19 protein-coding genes and 1 tRNA gene are annotated in these 22,465 nt (G+C 34.4%); 5 read left to right on the top strand and 15 right to left on the bottom strand.

From position 1 onward, the window contains the following. The 5 genes from FPG59_RS16515 to rpe all read left to right on the top strand — a co-directional run. Window positions 1-692: energy transducer TonB (locus FPG59_RS16515; protein WP_176330679.1), on the top strand; the 692-nt coding region annotated here is incomplete at its 5' end. Between the two features lie 152 nt (window positions 693-844). Beyond that, window positions 845-1,111 (top strand): 30S ribosomal protein S15, encoded by a 267-nt coding sequence (gene rpsO, locus FPG59_RS02470; RefSeq protein ID WP_086453034.1) that lies wholly within the window; start codon window positions 845-847, stop codon window positions 1,109-1,111. A gap of 234 nt (window positions 1,112-1,345) precedes the next feature. Then, the gene (locus FPG59_RS02465; RefSeq protein WP_086453033.1) at window positions 1,346-3,481 is read left to right on the top strand and encodes a polyribonucleotide nucleotidyltransferase; all 2,136 of its coding nucleotides are present in this window, start codon (window positions 1,346-1,348) and stop codon (window positions 3,479-3,481) included. Between the two features lie 296 nt (window positions 3,482-3,777). Beyond that, the gene (locus FPG59_RS02460; protein WP_026707723.1) at window positions 3,778-4,641 is read left to right on the top strand and encodes an RNA polymerase sigma factor RpoD/SigA; all 864 of its coding nucleotides are present in this window, start codon (window positions 3,778-3,780) and stop codon (window positions 4,639-4,641) included. Between the two features lie 433 nt (window positions 4,642-5,074). Beyond that, complete coding sequence (rpe, locus tag FPG59_RS02455) at window positions 5,075-5,737, top strand: ribulose-phosphate 3-epimerase (RefSeq protein ID WP_086453032.1); 663 nt, start codon at window positions 5,075-5,077, stop codon at window positions 5,735-5,737. A 27-nt stretch (window positions 5,738-5,764) separates the two neighbouring features. On the opposite strand, the gene FPG59_RS02450 is transcribed toward rpe, so the two are convergent. From FPG59_RS02450 to FPG59_RS02380, 15 genes are all read right to left on the bottom strand, one after another. Continuing rightward, window positions 5,765-6,481 (bottom strand): zinc-dependent peptidase, encoded by a 717-nt coding sequence (locus FPG59_RS02450; RefSeq protein WP_254906631.1) that lies wholly within the window; start codon window positions 6,479-6,481, stop codon window positions 5,765-5,767. A gap of 167 nt (window positions 6,482-6,648) precedes the next feature. After that, window positions 6,649-6,722, bottom strand: a tRNA-Arg gene (locus FPG59_RS02445). A gap of 64 nt (window positions 6,723-6,786) precedes the next feature. Beyond that, entirely contained in the window at window positions 6,787-7,236 is a 450-nt protein-coding gene (locus tag FPG59_RS02440; RefSeq protein ID WP_086453030.1) for a GatB/YqeY domain-containing protein, read from the bottom strand. 319 nt (window positions 7,237-7,555) lie between these two features. Further along, on the bottom strand, window positions 7,556-9,493 hold the full coding sequence (gene ftsZ / locus FPG59_RS02435) for a cell division protein FtsZ (protein ID WP_086453029.1): 1,938 nt from the start codon (window positions 9,491-9,493) through the stop codon (window positions 7,556-7,558). 51 nt (window positions 9,494-9,544) lie between these two features. Further along, window positions 9,545-10,936, bottom strand: a complete 1,392-nt coding sequence (gene ftsA / locus FPG59_RS02430) for a cell division protein FtsA (protein ID WP_086453028.1) — start codon at window positions 10,934-10,936, stop codon at window positions 9,545-9,547. Between the two features lie 6 nt (window positions 10,937-10,942). Then, window positions 10,943-11,665: a cell division protein FtsQ/DivIB gene (locus FPG59_RS02425; RefSeq protein ID WP_086453027.1), complete on the bottom strand. Its 723-nt coding sequence runs from the start codon at window positions 11,663-11,665 to the stop codon at window positions 10,943-10,945. Next, the gene (murC, locus tag FPG59_RS02420; protein ID WP_086453026.1) at window positions 11,652-13,001 is read right to left on the bottom strand and encodes a UDP-N-acetylmuramate--L-alanine ligase; all 1,350 of its coding nucleotides are present in this window, start codon (window positions 12,999-13,001) and stop codon (window positions 11,652-11,654) included. Before murC ends, FPG59_RS02425 begins: the two co-directional genes overlap by 14 nt. 42 nt (window positions 13,002-13,043) lie before the next feature. Then, a complete protein-coding gene (murG, locus tag FPG59_RS02415) occupies window positions 13,044-14,135 on the bottom strand; it encodes an undecaprenyldiphospho-muramoylpentapeptide beta-N-acetylglucosaminyltransferase (protein ID WP_086453025.1) in 1,092 nt (363 codons plus the stop codon). Window positions 14,136-14,154: 19 nt separating this feature from the next. Next, the gene (locus FPG59_RS02410) at window positions 14,155-15,441 is read right to left on the bottom strand and encodes an FtsW/RodA/SpoVE family cell cycle protein (RefSeq protein ID WP_086453038.1); all 1,287 of its coding nucleotides are present in this window, start codon (window positions 15,439-15,441) and stop codon (window positions 14,155-14,157) included. A 79-nt stretch (window positions 15,442-15,520) separates the two neighbouring features. Beyond that, complete coding sequence (murD, locus tag FPG59_RS02405; RefSeq protein ID WP_086453024.1) at window positions 15,521-16,852, bottom strand: UDP-N-acetylmuramoyl-L-alanine--D-glutamate ligase; 1,332 nt, start codon at window positions 16,850-16,852, stop codon at window positions 15,521-15,523. A gap of 110 nt (window positions 16,853-16,962) precedes the next feature. Further along, window positions 16,963-17,316 carry a four helix bundle protein gene (locus tag FPG59_RS02400; protein WP_086453023.1) on the bottom strand — a complete coding sequence of 118 codons (354 nt, stop codon included), beginning with the start codon at window positions 17,314-17,316 and terminating at the stop codon, window positions 16,963-16,965. Between the two features lie 41 nt (window positions 17,317-17,357). Beyond that, window positions 17,358-18,587: a phospho-N-acetylmuramoyl-pentapeptide-transferase gene (gene mraY / locus FPG59_RS02395; RefSeq protein ID WP_086453022.1), complete on the bottom strand. Its 1,230-nt coding sequence runs from the start codon at window positions 18,585-18,587 to the stop codon at window positions 17,358-17,360. Between the two features lie 74 nt (window positions 18,588-18,661). Next, window positions 18,662-20,125 carry a UDP-N-acetylmuramoyl-L-alanyl-D-glutamate--2,6-diaminopimelate ligase gene (locus tag FPG59_RS02390; protein WP_086453021.1) on the bottom strand — a complete coding sequence of 488 codons (1,464 nt, stop codon included), beginning with the start codon at window positions 20,123-20,125 and terminating at the stop codon, window positions 18,662-18,664. Beyond that, on the bottom strand, window positions 20,122-22,125 hold the full coding sequence (locus FPG59_RS02385; protein ID WP_086453020.1) for a penicillin-binding transpeptidase domain-containing protein: 2,004 nt from the start codon (window positions 22,123-22,125) through the stop codon (window positions 20,122-20,124). The genes FPG59_RS02390 and FPG59_RS02385 overlap by 4 nt, the downstream gene beginning before the upstream one ends. Then, a complete protein-coding gene (locus FPG59_RS02380) occupies window positions 22,116-22,463 on the bottom strand; it encodes an FtsL-like putative cell division protein (RefSeq protein ID WP_086453019.1) in 348 nt (115 codons plus the stop codon). The genes FPG59_RS02385 and FPG59_RS02380 overlap by 10 nt, the downstream gene beginning before the upstream one ends. Window positions 22,464-22,465: the final 2 nt, after the last annotated feature.

The following is a 22,465-nucleotide window of genomic DNA, read 5'->3' as shown; positions in this document are numbered from 1 at the left end:
GTAAATGTTTGTATTACTATGAAAATGGTAAAAAAAAGAGAATTGCAAATTATGAGAATAACAAATTAATTGACAAACAATATTATTACCATGAAAATGGACTTTTCAAATTAGAATCAGAAATTGAGGTCAGTAAAAACAAAAAAGAGTCTATTATTAAAATTCTAAACTTTTTTGATGAAAACAATGTTCAAAAAGTTACTAATGGCGAAGGGGAATATGTTGACCAAGAATCGGACAATGAAACATCTTTCGGTGTTATTAAAAACTTTGTAAAAGAAGGTATTTGGAAAGGTCGTATTATTGATGAAAAAGTTGAATTCACAGAACAATATAACAAAGGTAAATTAACCTCTGGAAATAGCATCGACTCACTGAATAATAAGTACTCTTACAATTTAATTAGAGAGACAGCAAGCCCTAAAAAAGGGATGAATGATTTTTATAGCTATGTGAAAAATTGCGGTGTAATCCCAAAAAACATCGATGGTTATGTTACTGGTAAAATACTAGTGATTTTTGATGTAAACGAGAAAGGGGCACTAGAAAATGTTTCGGCCTATTCACAAGATCAGTTTGGCGTTACCGAGAATGCCTTGAAGTTAATTTCAAAATACGAAAATTGGATTCCGGGTAAATATAGAGGAATGTTGGTAAAAACACATTTTACTCTACCTATAACTTTCCAATAAAAATAAAATTACATCTACCAAACTAATATGTGGTTCAATCCTTATCAAAATAAATGCCGATTATTGTTTCCTTATTCATAATTATTTTATACTTTTGCACCCGTCTACCAATAGATGGCAGACATACATAAGAATCATTAAATAATATTGGAATGTATTTAACTAAAGAGATTAAAGAAGAAATCTTCGCACAACACGGAGAAAAAACGAATACTGGAAAAGCTGAAGCGCAAATCGCTTTGTTTACTTACAGAATTAGCCACTTAACTGAGCACTTGAAAAAAAATCGTCATGATTACAACACAGAGCGTTCATTAGTACTATTAGTAGGTAAAAGAAGATCGTTGTTAGATTACTTGAAAAAGAAAGAAATCAACAGATACCGTGAAATTATCAAAGTATTGAATATCAGAAAATAATCAATAGGAAAGAGGTGCGAAAGTGCCTCTTTTTTTATTTTATATATTATTGTCTTAAATCATTACAGAAGTCCTGACACAAAAGGGATTAGAGCTAAGACAAAACCACAAAATCAATCCATTTGAATTGATTATTAAAAAAAGTTTGGTTTTTCATTGGGTTTTAGGCATTAACTACGCACAACAACAACTACAACACAACTAGAACCCATGTTTAACTAAAAAATTAAATTTATGATTCCACAATTATTTGTAGAAAGTATCGATTTAGGTGATGGCAGAAGCATCACAATCGAGACAGGTCGTTTAGCCAAACAAGCTGATGGATCTGTAGTAGTAAGAATTGGAAAAACTGTTATTTTAGGTACAGTTGTTTCCGCAAGAAAAGCAAGTCCAGGTATTGATTTTTTACCTTTAACGGTAGATTATCGTGAAAAATTTGCTGCAGCAGGTCGTTTTCCTGGTGGTTTCTTCAAAAGAGAAGCACGCCCTAGTGATAGCGAAGTATTAACCATGAGATTGGTAGACCGTGTATTGCGTCCGCTTTTCCCAGATGATTACCATGCTGAAGTTCAAGTTATGATTCAATTGATGTCTCATGATGAGGATGTAATGCCAGATGCATTAGCAGGATTAGCAGCTTCGGCAGCGCTTGCATTGTCTGATATTCCATTTGAAACTTTAATTTCTGAAGCTAGAGTTGGTCGTATTGATGGTAAATTCATTATCAACCCTTCTCGTGCACAATTAGCATTGTCAGATATTGATATGATGATTGGAGCTTCAACCGATTCTATCGCCATGGTAGAAGGTGAAATGAAAGAGATTTCAGAAGCAGAAATGTTAGAAGCAATTAAATTTGCTCACGAACACATTAAAGTACAAATTGCTGCGCAAGAAAGATTAGCTGCTGCTTTTGGGAAAAAAGAAGTACGTGAATACGAAAATGAAAAATCAGACGAAGCTATTTACGCTAAGGTAAAAGAAGCAGCTTACGATAAAATATATGCTATTGCAAGCAAAGGTTCTTCTAAACAAGAACGTACTGCTGCATTTGCAGAAGTAAAAGAAGAAGTAAAAGCTTTATTTACTGAAGAAGAATTGGCTGAAAATGGAGATTTAGTTTCTAAATATTTCTACAAAACCAATAAAGAAGCTGTTCGTAACGTAACCCTAGATTTAGGAACTCGTTTAGACGGAAGAAAAACTACAGAAATCAGACCAATCTGGTGTGAGGTAGATTATTTACCATCAGTACACGGATCTGCATTGTTTACACGTGGAGAAACACAAGCTTTGGCTACAGCTACTTTAGGAACTTCTAGAGAAGCTAATCAAATTGACTCTCCATCTGAACAAGGTGAAGAAAAATTCTACCTACACTACAACTTCCCTCCTTTCTCAACTGGTGAAGCTCGTCCTTTAAGAGGAACTTCAAGAAGAGAAGTTGGTCACGGAAACTTGGCACAACGTGCCTTGAAAAATATGATTCCTGCTGATTGTCCTTATACAATTCGTGTAGTTTCTGAAGTATTAGAATCGAATGGTTCGTCTTCTATGGCTACGGTTTGTGCTGGAACATTATCATTAATGGATGCTGGTATCCAAATGATTCGTCCAGTTTCTGGAATTGCAATGGGATTAATTACTGATGGAGAACGTTTTGCTGTATTGTCTGATATTCTTGGTGATGAAGATCACTTAGGAGATATGGATTTCAAAGTAACGGGAACTTCTGTAGGAATTACTGCTTGTCAAATGGACATTAAGATTGACGGATTGAAATATGAGATTATGGAAGCAGCATTGGCACAAGCTCGTGACGGTCGTTTGCATATTCTTGGAAAATTAATTGAAACTCTTGCTGCTCCAAAAGAAGATGTAAAACCATACGCTCCAAAAATCATCACCAGAACTATTCCTGGTAACTTTATTGGTGCTTTAATTGGACCTGGTGGAAAAGTGATTCAAGAATTACAAAAAGCTACAGGAACTACTATTGTAATCAACGAGGTAGACGAGCAAGGTGTAATTGAAATTTTAGGTACTGATCCTGCTGGAATTGAAGCAGTATTAGCTAAAATTCAATCAATCACTTTCAAGCCACAAATGGGTGAAGCTTACGAAGTGAAAGTAATAAAAATGCTTGATTTTGGTGCGGTTGTAGAATATACAGCAGCTCCAGGAAACGAAGTATTGTTACACGTATCTGAACTAGCTTGGGAAAGAACTGAAAACGTTACTGATGTTGTAAACATGGGCGATGTGTTTCAAGTGAAATACCTAGGACTTGATCCAAAAACTAGAAAAGAAAAAGTGTCTCGTAAAGCACTTATCGCTAGACCTCCACGCGAGGAGAAAAAAGAGTAATCAGATCTTAGTTTACTAAAGGTTTATTTATAGAAAATCCCGTTCGCATTAGCGAACGGGATTTTTGTTTTCTAAAAACACAAAACGTCGTAAAAAAACGAAATCGCATTAGGGATAGTAGCGGAAATCCTTTTTATGCGCTACGGCACATAAAAAGATTGTAACGTATAGCCCGATTCGCCGCGGCGAAAATGCCCAAAAAAACATTTTAAAATAAAATTTAAAAATAAATGTAACTTTTTTGCAACTCCTTACGTATAACTATTTGTACACTTTAAAATTGAGGAGACAACACCATGAGACAACTTAAAATTACCAAGCAGGTAACGAATCGTGAAACTGCATCATTAGACAAATACTTACAAGAAATTGGAAAAGTTGATCTTATCACGGCTGATGAAGAGGTAGAGTTAGCACAAAAGATTAAAGCTGGTGATCAGCGCGCCTTAGAGAAATTAACAAAAGCCAACTTACGTTTCGTAGTATCGGTGGCAAAACAATATCAAAACCAAGGTTTAACTCTTCCTGATTTAATTAACGAAGGAAATCTTGGACTTATAAAAGCAGCACAACGTTTTGATGAAACTCGTGGTTTCAAATTCATTTCATATGCTGTATGGTGGATTCGTCAATCGATTTTGCAAGCTTTGGCTGAGCAGTCTCGTATTGTACGTTTGCCATTAAACAAAATTGGTTCTATCAATAAAATCAACAAGATGTATGCGTTATTAGAGCAATCTAACGAGCGTCCGCCATCTGCTGAGGAAATTGCAAAAGAACTTGACATGACCGTAAATGATGTAAAAGAGTCTATGAAAAACTCTGGTCGTCACTTATCTATGGATGCTCCACTTGTAGAAGGTGAAGATTCTAACCTTTACGATGTATTGCGTTCTGGAGAGTCTCCAAACCCAGATAGAGAGTTAATTCACGAGTCATTGCGTACCGAAATTGAGCGTTCTCTTGAAACTCTTACACCTCGTGAGGCTGATGTAGTTCGTTTGTACTTTGGTCTTGGCGACCAACACCCAATGACATTAGAAGAAATTGGAGAAACTTTCGACCTAACTCGTGAGCGTGTACGTCAAATCAAGGAAAAAGCAATCCGTAGATTAAAACATACTTCTAGAAGTAAAATTTTAAAAACCTATTTAGGATAACTATATTTGTTTCAAGTTTAAAGTTTCAAGTTGCTCAAAACATCTTGAAACCTTAAACTTAAAACTTTTTTAAAGCAAACAACAGTCTGATTAACTGTTCGTTTTTTGATTGATGATTGAAACCTCGGCTGATTACCGAGGTTTTATTTTTTTCAATAAAACCACAAATCTTAAATCACTATTTACTGATTACTGTTCACTGAATACTGATAACTCCCACTGCGTAACCCTCCGTAAAAACTTCGGGTCGGGCTATTCGCTATATCTCTTCGTTGCACTACGAGGATGCCGCTGCTATCCCTTACGCTACCTTCGTTACAAAAAGACGGTATTTCTTCTTAATGAAAAATTACTGCAATTGGTCTAAAAAAACTATTTTTGCACAAACAACAACTAAAGAATCTGAAACAAATTCAGATTAAACAACTACACAATGAAAAATACACTTATTGCTCCATCAGTATTAGCAGCTGACTTTGGAAACCTACAGCGCGACATTGAAATGATCAACAATAGTGAAGCCGATTGGTTTCATATAGACATCATGGACGGCGTTTTTGTACCTAATATTTCATACGGAATGCCAGTACTTGAAGCCATTGCTAAACACGCTACAAAAACTATTGATGTCCATTTAATGATTGTAGATCCAGATCGCTACATCAAAACATTTGCTGGACTTGGAGCCAATATCCTTAGCGTACATTACGAAGCGTGTACACACTTGCACAGAACACTACAGGCCATAAAAGCAGAAGGAATGAAAGCCGGAGTTGCCATTAACCCGCATACTTCAATTGATTTGTTAGAAGATGTGATTAATGACATTGATTTGGTTTGCATCATGAGTGTAAATCCTGGTTTTGGCGGACAATCTTTCATTGAAAACACCTATTCTAAAGTTGAAAAACTAAAAGCCTTAATTACAAGAAAAGGAGCCAACACCCTAATTGAAGTTGACGGTGGTGTAACTAGTGCTAATGCAAAACAACTTGTTGAAGCAGGAGCGGATGTTCTTGTTGCAGGAAGTTTTGTTTTTAAAGCAACAGACCCTGTACAAACAATTCAAGATCTAAAAAAGCTTACTACTTTTTAATACAAAATGGCGCCCAGTGCGCCATTTTTATTGATTTTCTTTGTAGTTTATCATGGTGACAACATGATCATACAAATCTGGATGTACAGTTTTAAATTGAGCTGGCGTTTCAAAGAAATGTTCTAAAACTACTGCCAAGAATTCAAATTGATTTTCATACGCATAGGATCTAAAATACTGAGCATCGCTTAATGAAGAGCTTAAAACCGAATCAGAAAAATACTTGACTACTTCATTAAAGGCATCAAAAAAGATAATAGAACTGGGATCGTTATTTTTCATACAATGAAAATGCAGTACATGCGTAAATTCATGTAATCCTAGATTCAAATTATCAGTTGAACTTAAATGACCTAAGATAAAATCCTCCCATGAAAAAACTACTGCTTTCATCATGGGATTAAACTCGCCTTTGTGAAAAACTTCATTTTCGGTTGAGAAGTATACCGTAGGATAAATTACAATTCGCTTGAACAACGGAACAAGATAATTACGCATCCCAAAGGTAAGCATGACATAAGTAGCTGCTATTAGCAATCGCATTTGCTCTGTAACTACAAGATCTTTACCTATAAATTGATATTGTTTTGTGAACATAAGTATTCTATGTTCAAAATACTCTTTTCTTTTAGCCGATAAGGTACTGTAATAAGGAAAATCGTCTGATAAAATTTTACGTTGATGTGGCTTCAGTCTTTTAGAGAAAGGATACCAATGTATGAACAATGGCTTATTAAAGAACATCATATAAGAGGGCTCAATAACTTTAAACAGTATAAATAAAAGAAAAAAAAGACCTATAAAAACTGTCAAAACTACTTGGACAACCATATTAAAGTAATTCATTAAAAAAATGCCTCAAAAAACTCAAGATAACTTGTAATTTTTTAAGGCATTTAAAAGTTAAAAAGTGGCCGCGACAGGGTTCGAACCTGCAACCCTCAGAGTCGAAATCTGATATTCTATCCAGTTGAACTACACAGCCATTTAATTAGAGATTTGTAATTAACGATTCTAGATTTATAATTGTTAATCTTGTATCTAAAAATTTAGGTCAATAATTTTTTAACTATTGTAGAAATCGTTTTCCCTTCAGCAGTTCCACCAAGTTTTGCTGCTGCTAATCCCATAACTTTCCCCATAGAAGCAATACCTGTTGCTCCGGTTTCGGCAATAATTGCTGCAATAACTGTTTCTACTTCTGCCTCACTCAATTGAGCTGGTAAAAATTTCTCAATAACTGCTATTTGCGCTAGTTCTGGCTCAGCAAGATCTAAACGGTTTTGCTCTGTGAAGATTCGGGCGCTTTCTTTACGTGTTTTTACAAGTTTTTGTAACAACTTAACTTCATCGTCTTCTGAAATTTCTTCTTTAGATCCTGTTGCCGTTTGCGCTAGTAATAGTTCTGATTTTATTGCTCTTAATGCTTCAAGTGCAACGGTATCTTTAGCTCTCATGGCGGTCTTCATTTCGTCCATGATTAATGTTGATAAACTCATATCTTATGTCTTTGTTTTTTCAATTATAATGAAACAGCAGTTACAGAGCACTGTTACTTACTGCCCCAGATGGTCGTGAAAAGCCTTTTTAGGGCAAAAAGCAATTTTTTTCTAGGAGTTAAAAAGCGACTGAAAGAAGCTCTTTTAAGACCGTAGAAAAAAGCGTTTTGTACAAAAAGCTTGCAACAACAGCTGGATTCAGGCTCAACAAAATTACAGTATTTTAACGGGAATAGCAACTGCTATCTGGTGGATTGTAGTAAAAAAAGAAACCCGAAAATCATATTAATTTTCGGGTTTCCTAGAATTAATTAATACCTTAATCTACGTTATCGTGTAAATACGAATTATTAGAACGCAATTGCAAATCATTGTTACTATCTGTACCAACAGATATCCTTGAATTTGCAGTATTCATTTGATTATTTGAGATATTTATACCCAATCGTTTGTAAGCAGGTTCTTTCTCATATTCATCAATTTTAGAAACATTATTATGAAACTTATAATTGAAATCTTTTAATTTCTTTCTACGCTCATCAGCTCTCATTCTTAAAGACTCTTCAATAGTCATTTCTGTAGGAGCAATGCTTTCAAAATCCATATGCTCAGCTGTTGTAGTATCTACTTGTTTCAAAGTGATATTCAATTCAGCTGGTGTAACCACTTCAGTTGCTTTTACTGCAGCTTTTGGCATAAACTCTGGTTCTTCATCCATATACTCCTCTAGTGAATATTTGATAATTCCATTGTCTGAAAGCTCAGTTACTGGCACAAATTGAACTGCTTCATTTACTTTAATTTCTTTAGTCTCATTTGTCAATTCAAAAATTACGTTATTGTCTTGTTTTTGTTCTGACACTTCTGATTTAAAAAGAGGTAAATCAAATGAAAATGATGTTTGCTCTTGTTTTTCTGTTGTTTTTGCTTGTACCAATTGTGGCTCTACTGCTGGAGTTGAAACTATAAAATCGATATCAGTAATAGGTGAAACAATTTCGAATGTAACGTCTAAATTGTTTATAAAATCAGACATTTCAACCAAGTCCTCATTATTAATCGTTGGTGTGTTTACAGCTGGAGTTTTCACAACTACCTCGTCCTCCATTAAATCAAAGACAATTCTATCATTTGCAGAAGACGCTTTTGGAGTCTCCATATTTAAGTCAAATGCAGTTACAGAATTGTTTATTAAATTGTACACACTTTTTTGCTCATCCCCTAGCGTATGAATTATCTTTTTAGGCTCTGTGTTTACAATCTCATTTTGTTGTTCTATGTCAAATCCTGTTGCAATAATAGTTACTGCAATAGCATCACCAAGAGACTCATCCTCACCTACACCCATGATGATATTGGCATTATGACCCGCTTCGTTTTGAATGTGATCATTGATTTCCCCAATTTCATCGATAGTAATTTCATTAGTACCAGAAACGATAAGCAACAATACGTTTTTGGCACCAGTAATTTTGTTATCGTTTAATAATGGCGAATCTAGAGCTGCAATTATAGCCTCTTTTGCTCTGTTCTCGCCTGATGAAACTGATGAACCCATAATTGCGGTTCCACTATTATACAAAACCGTTTTAGCATCTCTTAAATCGATATTTTGAGTATAGTGATGCGTAATTACTTCGGCAATTCCGCGTGAAGCAGTTGCCAAGACTTCATCCGCTTTTGAAAATCCTGCTTTAAAACCAAGGTTTCCATAAACTTCTCTTAGTTTGTTATTGTTTATAACAATTAAGGAATCTACTTGTTTACGTAATTTTTCAATTCCAATTAAAGCTTGCTCTTGACGCACTTTACCTTCAAAAAGAAACGGTAGCGTAACTATACCTACTGTTAAAATATCTCTTTCCTTAGCTAGTTGAGCAATTACTGGAGCTGCACCAGTACCTGTTCCACCACCCATACCTGCAGTGATAAAAACCATCTTGGTATTTTGATCCAACATTTTTTCAATCTCGGAGATACTCTCTATAGCTGACTGCTGTCCTACATCAGGATTAGCACCTGCGCCTAACCCCTCGGTAAGATGAACACCCAACTGTATTTTATTTGGCACTGAACTGCTATGTAAAGCTTGAGAATCTGTATTACACACTATGAAATCTACGCCTTTTATTCCTTGCTTAAACATGTGGTTGATAGCGTTACTTCCGCCTCCACCGACCCCTATAACTTTTATTACATTTGATTGGTTTTTAGGTAAATCAAATGAAATACTTCCAAATTCTGTGTTGCTTGGCATAATTTTGGGTTTTTTGAAATTATTATTAATTCTTAGCTTCTTTTTTGAGTTTTATTCTGCATTATCAAGAAATTCTTTGATCCTATCCACATAACGATCGAAGAAGTTTTTTTGAATTCTAGTTGCGGTAGAATCCGGTTGTTTCTCTTTAATATGGTATTCTTCTTCTATTGCAATTTCAGACACTTCATTTACAGGAGTTGGTGCCACAGCCACGGGCGCTCTATAAACTGGTTGCTCTTTTACTGGAGCAACAAGATCCAATCGTACTGCACTTTGAGTTTTGTTTTCTATACTTTTCATTACTAACCCCACAGCTGTTGCATATAAAGGACTTGATATTTCCTCATCTGAATTCCCTGCTAGGTGCTCATTTGGATATCCTATTCTGGTATCCATTCCTGTAATATATTCTACTAGTTGTTTTATATGTTTCAACTGAGCTCCACCACCAGTTAATACAATACCTGCAATTAATTTCTTTCTTGGATCTTCATGACCATAAGCTTTCACTTCGGTAAAAACTTGTTCAATTATTTCAACTACACGTGCGTTAATAATTTTAGAAAGATTTTTTAACGAGATCTCTTTAGGCTCTCTTCCTCTTAATCCTGGTATTGAAACAATTTCATTGTCACGGTTTTCTCCAGGCCAAGCAGATCCAAACTTCACTTTTAAAAGCTCGGCTTGCTTTTCAATAATAGAACATCCTTCCTTAATATCATCAGTAATAACATTCCCTCCAAAAGGGATGACAGCGGTATGACGAATGATTCCATCTTTAAAAATGGCTAAATCAGTGGTTCCTCCACCTATATCAATTAAGGCAACACCAGCCTCTTTTTCCTCTTGACTAAGTACCGCATCAGCAGACGCTAATGGCTCCAGTGTAAGCCCAGAAAGCTCAATACCCGAACTTTGAATACAGCGACCAACATTTCTTATAGATGCCGCTTGCCCTACAACAACGTGAAAACTTGCTTCAAGTCTTCCGCCATACATTCCTATCGGTTCCTTAATCTCTGATTGGCCATCAATTTTAAATTCTTGAGGCAAGACATGGATAATTTCTTCTCCAGGTAACATGGCTAATTTATTCACTTGATCAATAAGAAGTTGTATATCACTTTCGCCTATTACTTCTTCTGGATTGTGTCTACTAATATAATCTGTATGTTGAATACTACGTATGTGCTGACCAGCAATACCTACTACTACATCTTTAATTTTAAAACCTGAATTATTTTCGGCATCTTGGATTGCTTGTTGTATAGACTGTATAGTTTGTGTAATATTATTAACCACACCTCTAGCCACACCAAGACTTTTAGATTTACCTAAACCTAAAATTTCCAGTTTACCATACTCATTTTTTTTGCCTATCATGGCAACTATCTTAGTTGTCCCAATATCTAGTCCTACTGCAATCTTCTCTTTTTCCATTATCAATTATTTAGTGCAAACTACTTGATCCGTAAATCGGAGGTCAATTTTTTTATATTTATACAAAGAACCATCCAAAACAGCCTTTTGAAAAAAAGCTTTATAATTCCTAAATTTTAACACAGCAAAATTTAGACTACCAAAATCTATTTGATAATCAAAATTTCTATTGTGCATAATTAAGCTACCATTTGGCATTATTTGTATTCCAATGATGTTCTTTTTCAAAAATTCATCATCGTAAATAACTCGAAATAATTTTGTTAATTCTTCGCTATTTTTTTTATTTCTCGCTCCTGAAACAAGCGGTACTCTCGCTGTAAAGTTATCTGACAAAGGCATTTTACCGCCTTGATAATCAATATAAAAAGACTTACCATTATCAAACACCCTAGCAATTGGAGTCTTTTGTTCTACCACTGCTTTCAACACGCCATCAATGGTCACATATACTTCTGATTTTTTAATCATAGCATGTGAATCAATAGTGGTTTCTAGTTTATTCAAATCTAAATTAACTTTTTGAATACTTCTTACGTTGTCACTATTTTCTATCAACAATTTATTAACTATTTCTTGTTTAACAAATGGCGAATTAACTCCCACAAATGTTACTGTAGATTGCTTCAGTTTTCTATTTTCATTTCGTTTTGATGTGAATGAAAATAAAAAAATCACCAGTACAAACATGAGTACTAATCGTACATTTGTCCAATTAAAGAGTTTCATTTAATGCTTTTTTAATTGTTGGCACCCATTCTCCTATATCTCCCGCACCAATTGTTACAATAATTGCTGCATCACTACTTACAATCTTTTGAACTAAATCTTTCTTTTCAACCAATTCTTTATGCTCATTAGTCATTTTTTGCAACAACCAATCTGATGTTATCCCTGGCATAGGCAATTCTCTAGCAGGATAAATATCCAAAAGCAAAATCTCATCAAAAGCCGATAAACTTTTGGCAAACTCATCCCCAAAATCATGAGTTCTACTAAATAAGTGTGGCTGAAAAATTGCCAACACTTTTTGGTTAGGATACAACTCTCTTACTGCTTGATGCACTGCGTTAATCTCAGTAGGATGGTGTGCATAATCATCTATATAGACTTTATGATCCGTTTTTATTTGATATGAAAATCTTCTTTTTATACCCTTAAATGACGCAATAGCTTTTGCAATAGCATCTTGAGGAGTTCCATATAAATTTGCCATACCAATTGCCATCAAGGCATTCATAAGATTATGCTTTCCTGGAAGTCCAAAATGCAAATTCTGCATCACACCAGATGGTGTTTGAACATCAAAAACATAACTTCCATTTCCGACACGTACGTTAAACGCTTTATAAACAGCATCTTCATTTACGGCGCAGGTTATTCCCTCTAATGGCAAATCCTTTGTTATGAAAAGATTATTTTTATCTTCTATTTTAGAGGCAAACTCTACAAACGACTCTTCAATTGCTGCACTTGTCCCATAAATATCTAGATGATCCGCATCCATAGAGGTAATGCAAGCAATATTGGGGTGCAAATGTAAAAAAGAACGATCAAATTCATCTGCTTCTACCACAGTAATTGTTTTACCGTTGCCTATTAAATTTGAATTGTAATTCTCAACAATGCCACCTATAAAAGCTGTCACATCAGCACCGCTTTCATTCAAAATATGTCCCAAAATTCCCGATGTAGTTGTCTTACCATGTGTTCCTGCTACTGCAAAACAAAACGTATTTTCGGTAATCAAACCTAAAACCTCCGCTCTCTTTTTTATCTCATATCCTTGTTCTAAGAAAAAACACCATTCAGAATGCGTTTTTGGCACAGCCGGAGTTACTACTACAAGTGTATTACTGATCAAGAAATCTTTTGGAATCAATTGAACATCATCCTCAAAATGAATTGAAATTCCAGACGCTACTAATTCATTTGTAAGACTTGAAGGGGTTTTATCATATCCAGAAACTTGCTTTCCTAATGTTTTAAAATAACGAGCAAGATTGCTCATCCCGATTCCTCCGATGCCTATAAAATAAACGTTATGTATGTTATTTAAATTCATTTTTGTTGTATTCTGATAGTATTAAACTACTTTATCTCTATTTTATTTTAACAATGTTACAATGGCATCCACAATGTCTTTTGTTGCATTAGGTTTAGCCAATTTTTTCATGTTATTACTCAAATTTATTTGAAGTTGATGATCATGAATAAGTTTATTGAAAACAGATTCGAAACTTAAATCCAACTCACTTTCTTTAATAAGTAAAGCTCCGCCATTATCTACAATTGCTTTACCATTTTTGGTTTGATGATCTTCGGCTACATTAGGCGATGGTATAAAAATTGTGGGTTTAGCTACCAAGCACAATTCAGATACTGATGATGCACCTGCACGCGAAATCACAAAATCAGCAGCAGCATAAATTAAATCCATTCTGTCAATAAACGAAACTACTTGAACATTTTCCCTGTCAGAAAAATGTTTATACTCGGCCATATAAAAATTACCACATTGCCAAAAAACTTGTACTCCTGAGGCAATTAAAAAATCAAGTTCTTTTTCAATAAGCTGATTAATTCGTCTTGAACCTAAACTTCCACCCAAAACTAGAAGTGTTTTTTTATTATCGTCTAAATTAAAATACGATATAGCTTCACTTCTTTTAGAATCGATATCTAATAAATCTTGACGAACTGGATTTCCTGTTAGAATGATTTTGCCTTGTGGAAAAAACCGTTCCAGATTTTCGTATGCTACACAAATTTTACTAGCCTTTTTACTCAATAATTTATTTGTAATTCCTGGAAAGGAATTTTGTTCTTGAATCAAGGTAGGAATACCACTCATCCCTGCTGATTGCAATAATGGCCCACTTGCAAATCCACCAGTACCTATTACAACATCTGGCTTAAACTCTTTTATGATTGATCTAGAGCGCCACAGGCTAGAAAGTACTTTTACAGGAAACAAAATATTATCAAGAGTTATTTTACGTTGTAATCCTGCGATCCATAATCCTTTTATAACATAACCCGCTTGAGGCACTTTTTGCATTTCCATCTTGTCCTGAGCTCCAACAAATAAGAATTCAGCATCTGGAAAACGCAATTTTAATTCATTAGCAATAGCAATTGCCGGATAAATATGTCCGCCAGTTCCTCCGCCGCTAAGTATGAATTTATATTGTTTCATTTTAAAAAAATTTCGAATCCTATTTATTAAACACTGCCTTCATGGGATTTATAGCTTTATCCTCGATGGAATAATCCTGCACCACTTCATACTCTTCATCAAGCTCTCTATCAATGAGTTTTTGCAACGCTTCTTCTCTTTTTGCAGCATCCTTTTTTTCTTCTGCTATTTCTTCCTCCTTTTTGGTCACACTAATAATAATCCCTAATGCAAAACAAGTCATCCAAATGGAGCTACCTCCACTACTTATAAGCGGCAACGTTTGCCCTGTAACAGGCAATAGTTCAACAGCAACTGCCATATTTACCATGGCCTGAAAAACCATAGGAAAACCTAAACCTACGACCAGTAATTTTCCAAAAAGGCTATTGGCTTTATGAGAAGCCACAACAAAACGAAATAGCAACAACAAGTACAAGACAATTACTCCAACTCCGCCCACAAGACCATATTCTTCAATAATAATTGCATATATAAAATCAGATGAAGATTGCGGTAAAAAGTTTTTTTGGACACTTTTACCTGGCCCTAAACCGTACAGCTTTCCTGATGCGATTGCAATTTTTGCTTTCTCTATTTGGTAATCATCTTCGCCAGGTTTATCACTAGTAAAATTTTCAACTCTACTTATCCACGTATCCACACGGTTGGGAAATGCATCTGGAAAAGTCTTAGCAATAATCATAAAAAAAGCTAACATTACTACTCCTGTCCCTACGACGATACCCATATATTTTAATGGATATTTACCTATAAAGACAAGCATCAATACCATTGAAAAAATCAGTGCTGTTGTACTAAAATTTGCAGGTAAAATAAAAATTAATGTTACAAAAACAGGCAGCCATAACTCCCACACAGACGCTTTAAATGTTAAGGGTTCAGTTCTTTTTTTTGATAAAAAACGGGCTACGAATATAAACAACACCATGGAGGCTAGAGTCGAGGGCTGAAAAGTAACACCAATAAAAGGAATTTGTATCCATCTACTAGCGTTAGCACCTGCAATTACTGTGCCTTTGAATAATGTAAACGCTAAAAGCAACCAAACAAAGTACAAAGAACCCCTTGCAATAGCTTTGAAATAATGATATGGTACTTTATGCACCATAAAAATTATTGTAAAACCAATTCCTACATGAACGATATGCTTAACTAGATATCCCAGAGTATTCCCATCTCCTTTCCCAATGTAAGCTAAATTACTACTCGCACTAAAAACAGGCATAAAAGACAACAAGGCTAATAAGGCCACAAATGACCAAATCCCTTTATCCCCTTTTAAATTGCTTATTAGTTTTTTCATTTTCATTCTTTGTTACCAATTCTTATCCTTTTATTGCAGCAGATAAAACCGATATTCACCACTTTAAAATACTATTTACTTACAAACTTTTAACTGCTTGTTTAAATTGTTTACCACGATCCTCATAGCTTTCAAATAAATCGAAACTAGCACAAGCAGGAGACAATAATACGGTATCTCCTTTCTCTGACAAACGCTGCGCCATTTTAACAGCATCACTCATTGAGTTAACCTCAACCATCATGTCAACTACATTACCAAATGCGTCTATAATTTTTTTATTATCAACTCCAAGACACACAATTGCCTTTACCTTTTCACGTACTAAAGGCATTAACTCGTTGTAATCATTTCCTTTATCAACACCACCTACAATCCATACTGTAGGCGCATTCATACTATCTAAAGCAAAAAAAGTAGCATTTACATTTGTAGCCTTAGAATCATTAATATATTGAATGTTCTGAATTTTCAAGACTTTTTCTAAACGGTGCTCAACCCCTTGGAAATTTGACAAACTTTCACGGATAGTAGCTTTTCTGATTTGCATTAATTTTGCTACTGAAGTGGCTGCCATTGCGTTTTTCATATTATGTTTTCCCTCTAAGGCGATATGCTCTGTATCCATTGAAAAATCCTCTCGGTTAATTTTAATTTCCATTTTATTTTGTATTGTGTAAGCTCCTTCGTTGAATGTTTTTGTCAATGAAAAAGGAATTAATTTTGCTTTTGTTTGATGAGTTGTTAACCAATTATTGATCGCTTCGTCATCTGCGTCATAAATTAGAAAATCCTCCTCTGTTTGATTCATAGTTATTCTAAACTTTGAATCGATATAATTTTCATATTTGTATTCGTATCGATCTAAATGATCTGGACTAATATTCGTAATTATTGCAATGTGTGGCTTGAAATTAAATACGCCATCTAGTTGAAAGCTGCTCAATTCAAGCACATAAAAATCAAACTTATTATCGGCCACCTGCCAAGCAAAACTTTTACCTATGTTTCCCCCTAAACCTACATTTACTCCTGCAGATTTTAATAAATGGTAAGTAAGCATAGTTGTAGTTGTCTTTCCATTACTACCTGTAATTCCTATAATGGTAGCATTTGTAAAAGGAGCTGCAAACTCAATCTCTGATATTACCGAAACCCCTTTCTCTAAAAGTTTTTTAACAATAGGAGATTTATCAGGAATACCAGGGCTTTTCATGACCACATCAGCATTCAAAATCAAATCCTCAGTATGCTTCTCTTCTTCCCATGGAATTGAATTCAGAGATAAAACCTCCTTATAATTCCCTTTTATTTTACCAAAGTCAGATACGAAAACGTCGTACCCTTTCTTTTTTCCTAAAATTGCAGTTCCAATACCGCTTTCTCCTCCACCAAGAATAACTAGTCTCATGTAATTTTAATTAAAAATTGAGAATTAAAAATTAAAAATTTGTTAGCAACTCCAAGGAATTAGCTCTATAACTTCAATTTTATGAAACACAATTAATTATTTAACTATTTCTATATTTTCGATTTTAACGTTATTATAATCTTTGCAATTATTTTGCAAATTTCCTCTGCTTCAGAACATATACTTTCAAATTCATTAATTGAGATGTAATCTGTTTCTTTTAATAATTTCAACCAATATATTGTCTCTCTAGTTTCTTTATAAGCAATTTCTAATTTAAACAAAAACTCTTTATCAGATCTACCACCTATGGACTCTTCTATATTTGCTCCTATTGATGTCCCACTTCTCAAAATCTGTTTACTTAACACAAACTCCTTTTTTATCGTTGTTAAGTACTTATATAAATTAACTATCCTAACCGCAAAAAGAAATGATTTCTGTTGAACAATATTTTCTTTCATTAGAGAATTTTAATTTTTAATTCTGCATTTTTAATTGAAACCTATCTCAATTTTAATGTAACTATGGACAGTATGGCTAACATGATGGCTACAATCCAAAAACGGGTAACAATTTTACTCTCATGATAACCCTTCTTTTGATAATGATGGTGTAAAGGGGACATCAAAAATATTCTGCGGCCTTCGCCAAAACGTTTCTTGGTATACTTAAAATAACTCACCTGAAGCACTACCGAAAAATTCTCGACTAGAAAAATACCGCACAACAATGGGATTAGCATTTCCTTACGAACTGCAATTGCTAGTACAGCAATAATACCCCCAATAGTCAAACTTCCCGTATCTCCCATAAATACCGATGCTGGATACGAGTTATACCAAAGAAACCCAATTAAAGACCCTACAAATGCCGCTATAAAAACCGTCATTTCTCCCGAATTAGGGATGTACATAATATTCAAGTAATTGGAAAAAATAATGTTTCCCGAAACAAATGTAAAAATACCCAACGCCAGCACTGAAATGGCCGATGTTCCTGCAGCCAGACCATCTATACCGTCTGTTAAATTCGCACCATTTGAAACAGCTGTGATAATAAAAATTACCACCGGAATAAATATTAACCACGCCCATTTTTCATAACCTTCTCCAGTCCAAGCTAAAATTTCAGCGTAATCAAACTCATTATTTTTAAAAAACGGAATTGTAGTTGCTGTTGATTTCTCCTCAATTGGAGCTGGTAAAACAACGGTGCTAGTAGGTGCTCTAAAAATATCTGATGTAGACGTATCTGTACGTACAGTAACACCCGCATGAAAATAAAGAACTGTCCCTACTATTAGTCCTAAACCTACTTGTCCTATTACTTTAAAAATTCCTTTTAAACCTTGCTTGTCCTTTTTAAAAATCTTAATATAATCATCTATAAATCCTATTGTTCCCATCCAAAGCGTGGTAACAATAAGTAATACAATATAAATGTTGTGCAGTTTTGCAAAAAGCAAAACCGGAACAAGCGTTGCAAATATGATAATCAAACCACCCATTGTAGGTGTACCCGCTTTTTCATTTTGACCCGCTAATCCAAGCTCTCTAACCGTTTCTCCTACTTGCTGTTTTTGTAAAAAGCGAATGATTCGTTTACCATAAATAGTAGACAATAATAGCGATAACATTAAGGCTAATGCTGATCTAAAAGTAATGTACTGAAAAACTCCTGTTCCAGGAACATCCATCATTTTGTCTAAATATTCAAATAAATAATACAGCATATATCTTTGTTTATCTGGTTAACTGTTATTTTGTTTTTTTCTATGGATCGCTTTAAATACCAAACGATTTGAAATTATTTTCCTAATTGTTCTAATAGTTCTTTTACTATTTTCATATCGTCAAAATCATGACGAACACCATTAATTTCTTGGTACGTTTCATGACCTTTCCCTGCAATCAAGAGTATGTCATTAGGCTGTGCTAACTGACACGCTGTTTTAATAGCTTGCATTCTATCTGTAATAGAAATTGTTTTTTTAAAATGATGTGGAGCTACTCCTTTTTCCATTTCAGAGATAATTTCTAATGGATCTTCACTCCTTGGATTATCCGAAGTGAAAATAGCTTTGTCACTTAAACTTGCAGCAATATCAGCCATTACTGGTCTTTTTGCTTTATCCCTGTCACCCCCACATCCCACAACCGTAATCAGCTGCTCGTTTTGAGTACGAATGGTATTTATTGTTTTCAAAACATTCTCAAGAGCATCTGGTGTATGAGCATAATCAACAATAGCAGTCACATTAGAATTCGATACTATATATTGAAACCTGCCTGAAACACTTTCTAAATTAGATAATAACCTAAGAACTTCTAAACTATCAAGTCCTAATTCTATAGCGGTACCGTAAATTGCAAGCAAATTATACGCATTGAAATCTCCAATCAATTTAACCCAAACTTCATGACCGTTTATTTTTAATAACAATCCTGATAATTGATTTTCTAAAATTTGTGCTTTATAATCGGCATAGGTTTTTAAGGCGTACGTTTTTTTATTAGCAACGGTATTTTGTAACATCACAAATCCGTTTTTATCGTCCGCATTGGTAAGGGCAAAACCAGTTTTTGGCAAACCATCAAAAAAAGCTTTTTTAACATCTCTGTATTCAGCAAATGTGGGGTGATAATCTAAATGATCATGAGACAAATTGGTAAAAACTCCACCTGTAAAATGCAATCCTTCTGTTCTCTTTTGATGAATTCCATGAGAACTCACTTCCATGAAACAATATTCAACACCACTTTCTATCATTTCATTTAAGTAGTGGTTTATTGTTAACGAATCTGGAGTGGTATGAGTAGCTTTATACTCTTTCTCATTCACCATGATTTTCACAGTAGAAAGCAAGCCAACTTTATACCCAGCATTTATAAATAATTGGTATAATAAAGAGGCAATAGTGGTTTTACCATTAGTACCTGTAATACCAACTAATTTTAGTTTTTGCGAAGGCGAATCATAAAAATTTGCAGCCATGCAAGCCAATGCAGCATTGGCATCTTGAACCTTGATATACGTTATTCCTAGTGCAAGTTCAGCAGGCAAAATTTGACAAACTATTGTTGTCGCACCAAGTTGAATTGCCTTTTCAATAAAATCATGACCGTTTGAAACTGTACCGTGAATAGCAACAAACACATCTCCGTTGAGAATTTTTCTAGAATCGAATTCTATTTTATTCACAGGAATATCTGTAAGACCCGTTACCGAATCTATAGCTACTTTGTATAATATGTCTTTTAATACTTTCATGATAACTCTAATAATATTGTTGCATTTTTCACTACATTTTCACCTGCTTGCAACGACTGTTTTTTTACTTTTCCTACACCTACAACTTTTACTTTCATCCCTAAATTTCCAAGAAGCGCTACAGCATCCATGCCTGACATTCCTTTAAGATTAGGAACTACTTTCTGCTTTTTCTGAACTTTTGAATAGTAAGCCTCATAGCTTTGTTCTTGCTTATCAATTTTCCTGTCAAGATTTTTTATGGTATTGGTTGAAGGAGCATCGGTAAATATTTTTTGTGCAATTCTTTTAAAAACTGGCCCAGCCACATCAGCGCCGTAATAATTATTAAGCGCAGTATTGGGCTTATGCACCACCACTATACAAGAATACTTAGGATTATCAGCTGGAAAATAGCCCACAAAAGAGGAGGCGTAATACATTCCTGTTCTTCCTGCTTTACCATAGTTTACCTGTGCCGTACCGGTTTTTCCTGCCATTGAAAAATCTTTAGAAAACAATTTAGATCCCGTTCCTTTTTTCACCACATTTGCCAAGACTGCTTTGAGTTTAACAATGGTTTCCTTAGAACAAATTTTAGGGTTCAAAACTTCTTTCTCGTATTTTTTTATGGTTCTATTCCACTCTTTTATTTCAGATACAAACTGTGGCTTTACCATTTCTCCATCATTTGCAACGGCATTATAAAACGCTAAAGTTTGCATTGGTGTAATATGCACTCCGTATCCAAAAGCCATCCAAGGCAATGATAATTTAGACCAACTCCTATCTGTAGGTTGAGGGACATAAGGAATTCCTTCCCCTTTGATAGATAGTCCTAATGTTTTATTAAGACCATAATTATTAAGATGATTTACAAACTGTGACGGATTCTCTTTGTATGCATTATAAACCGCTTGAACTAATATTGTATTAGATGAAACCTCAAAACCTCTAGCCAAAGAAATTTTGCCGTATCCACCTTCATGAGAATCTTCTACTTTTTTACCAAAATAAGTTATCACTCCGTTTTTACTATCATAAATTGCACTTGTATCTGCCTTTTTATCATCTAACAATGCCATTAATCCTGCTAATTTATAAGTAGAACCAGGCTCATGAGACTCTGCTACGGCGTAATTTGTAGTTTCATAATAAGTCCCGTCATTAGCTCTTCCTAAATTAGAAATTGCTTTAATATGACCGGTTTTAGTCTCCATCACTACCACTGATCCATGATCTGCTTCATAAGACTCCAGCTGTTTCAATAAAGCGTGATGTGCTATATCTTGAATATAAACATCAATAGTTGAGATCACATCATAACCGTCTTGAGGATCAACTTCATTTACATCACGAATAGGTTTCCACTGTCCTTTTGCAATTTTTTGTTTTAAAATCTTACCGTCTTTCCCATTCAAATATTTTCTAAAAGCCCATTCTATCCCTTTTCCATCAACAGATTGACCGTTTTGTGTACGTTCATACCCTACGGTTCTTTCGGCAATTTTACCAATGGGATGCTCCCTAACTGTTTCTTGCTCTACAATTATCCCACCTTTGAAAGCTCCCAAATTAAATAATGGAAAACCTTTAATTTTAAAATAAGAAGTATAACCTAGTTTACGACCTATTAAATAATATCTATTCTTGTTGGCACGTGCTTTTCTTAACTCATTTTCAAAATAGCTAGATGTTTTACCCAACACTGTTGCTAAAGAATCTGAAAGTGATTTTACATTCTTTTCAAAGACTTCGGTTTTGGGTGCAACGGCATCAAAACGTATTTCATAATTAGGAATTGATGTAGCCAATAGACTGCCATCAGCCGAGTAAATATTTCCTTTATTTGCTGGTATTACAAAGTTCCTTACCGTTCTTTCTTTGGCTAATTTTCGATAATAATCTCCCTCAACCCATTGAATATTGGTTAATTTAATAGTAATAGCCACTGCAATCACAAAGATGAATGCAGCAACCAGATAAATTCTGTAGGATATATTTTTATCGTCTACTCCCATATTTTTTTGAAAAAGTTTTTTTCTTCTTCTTTGACTACTTTTATTTTTACTGGTGGCACTGTGGATGGATAAATTTGTCTTTGCAACATTTTATCAGATATAGTGGACTCCAATTTTAATTTCATTAACTCTGATCTTCTATCAATAAACTCTGATCGCAATTCTTTCACCTGATTTGATAGTGCTGTTATTTCAAAAACTTTTTGATCAAATCTTTGTGTGCTTGCAATCATAATAATAGCTAGTACAATTACAAAAACAATGAATCGCCAGTTTTTTACAGCATCATCGTTTACAAGAAACTTTGCTTTCAATAAACTGTAAACCCCGTTTTTCATTT

It is taken from the genome of Flavobacterium sp. FPG59 (assembly GCF_002150205.1).
In the GTDB taxonomy this organism is placed as follows: Bacteria; Bacteroidota; Bacteroidia; order Flavobacteriales; family Flavobacteriaceae; genus Flavobacterium.
Note: the sequence above shows the minus strand (reverse complement) of the source record. Positions and strands in the feature narration are given on the sequence as shown.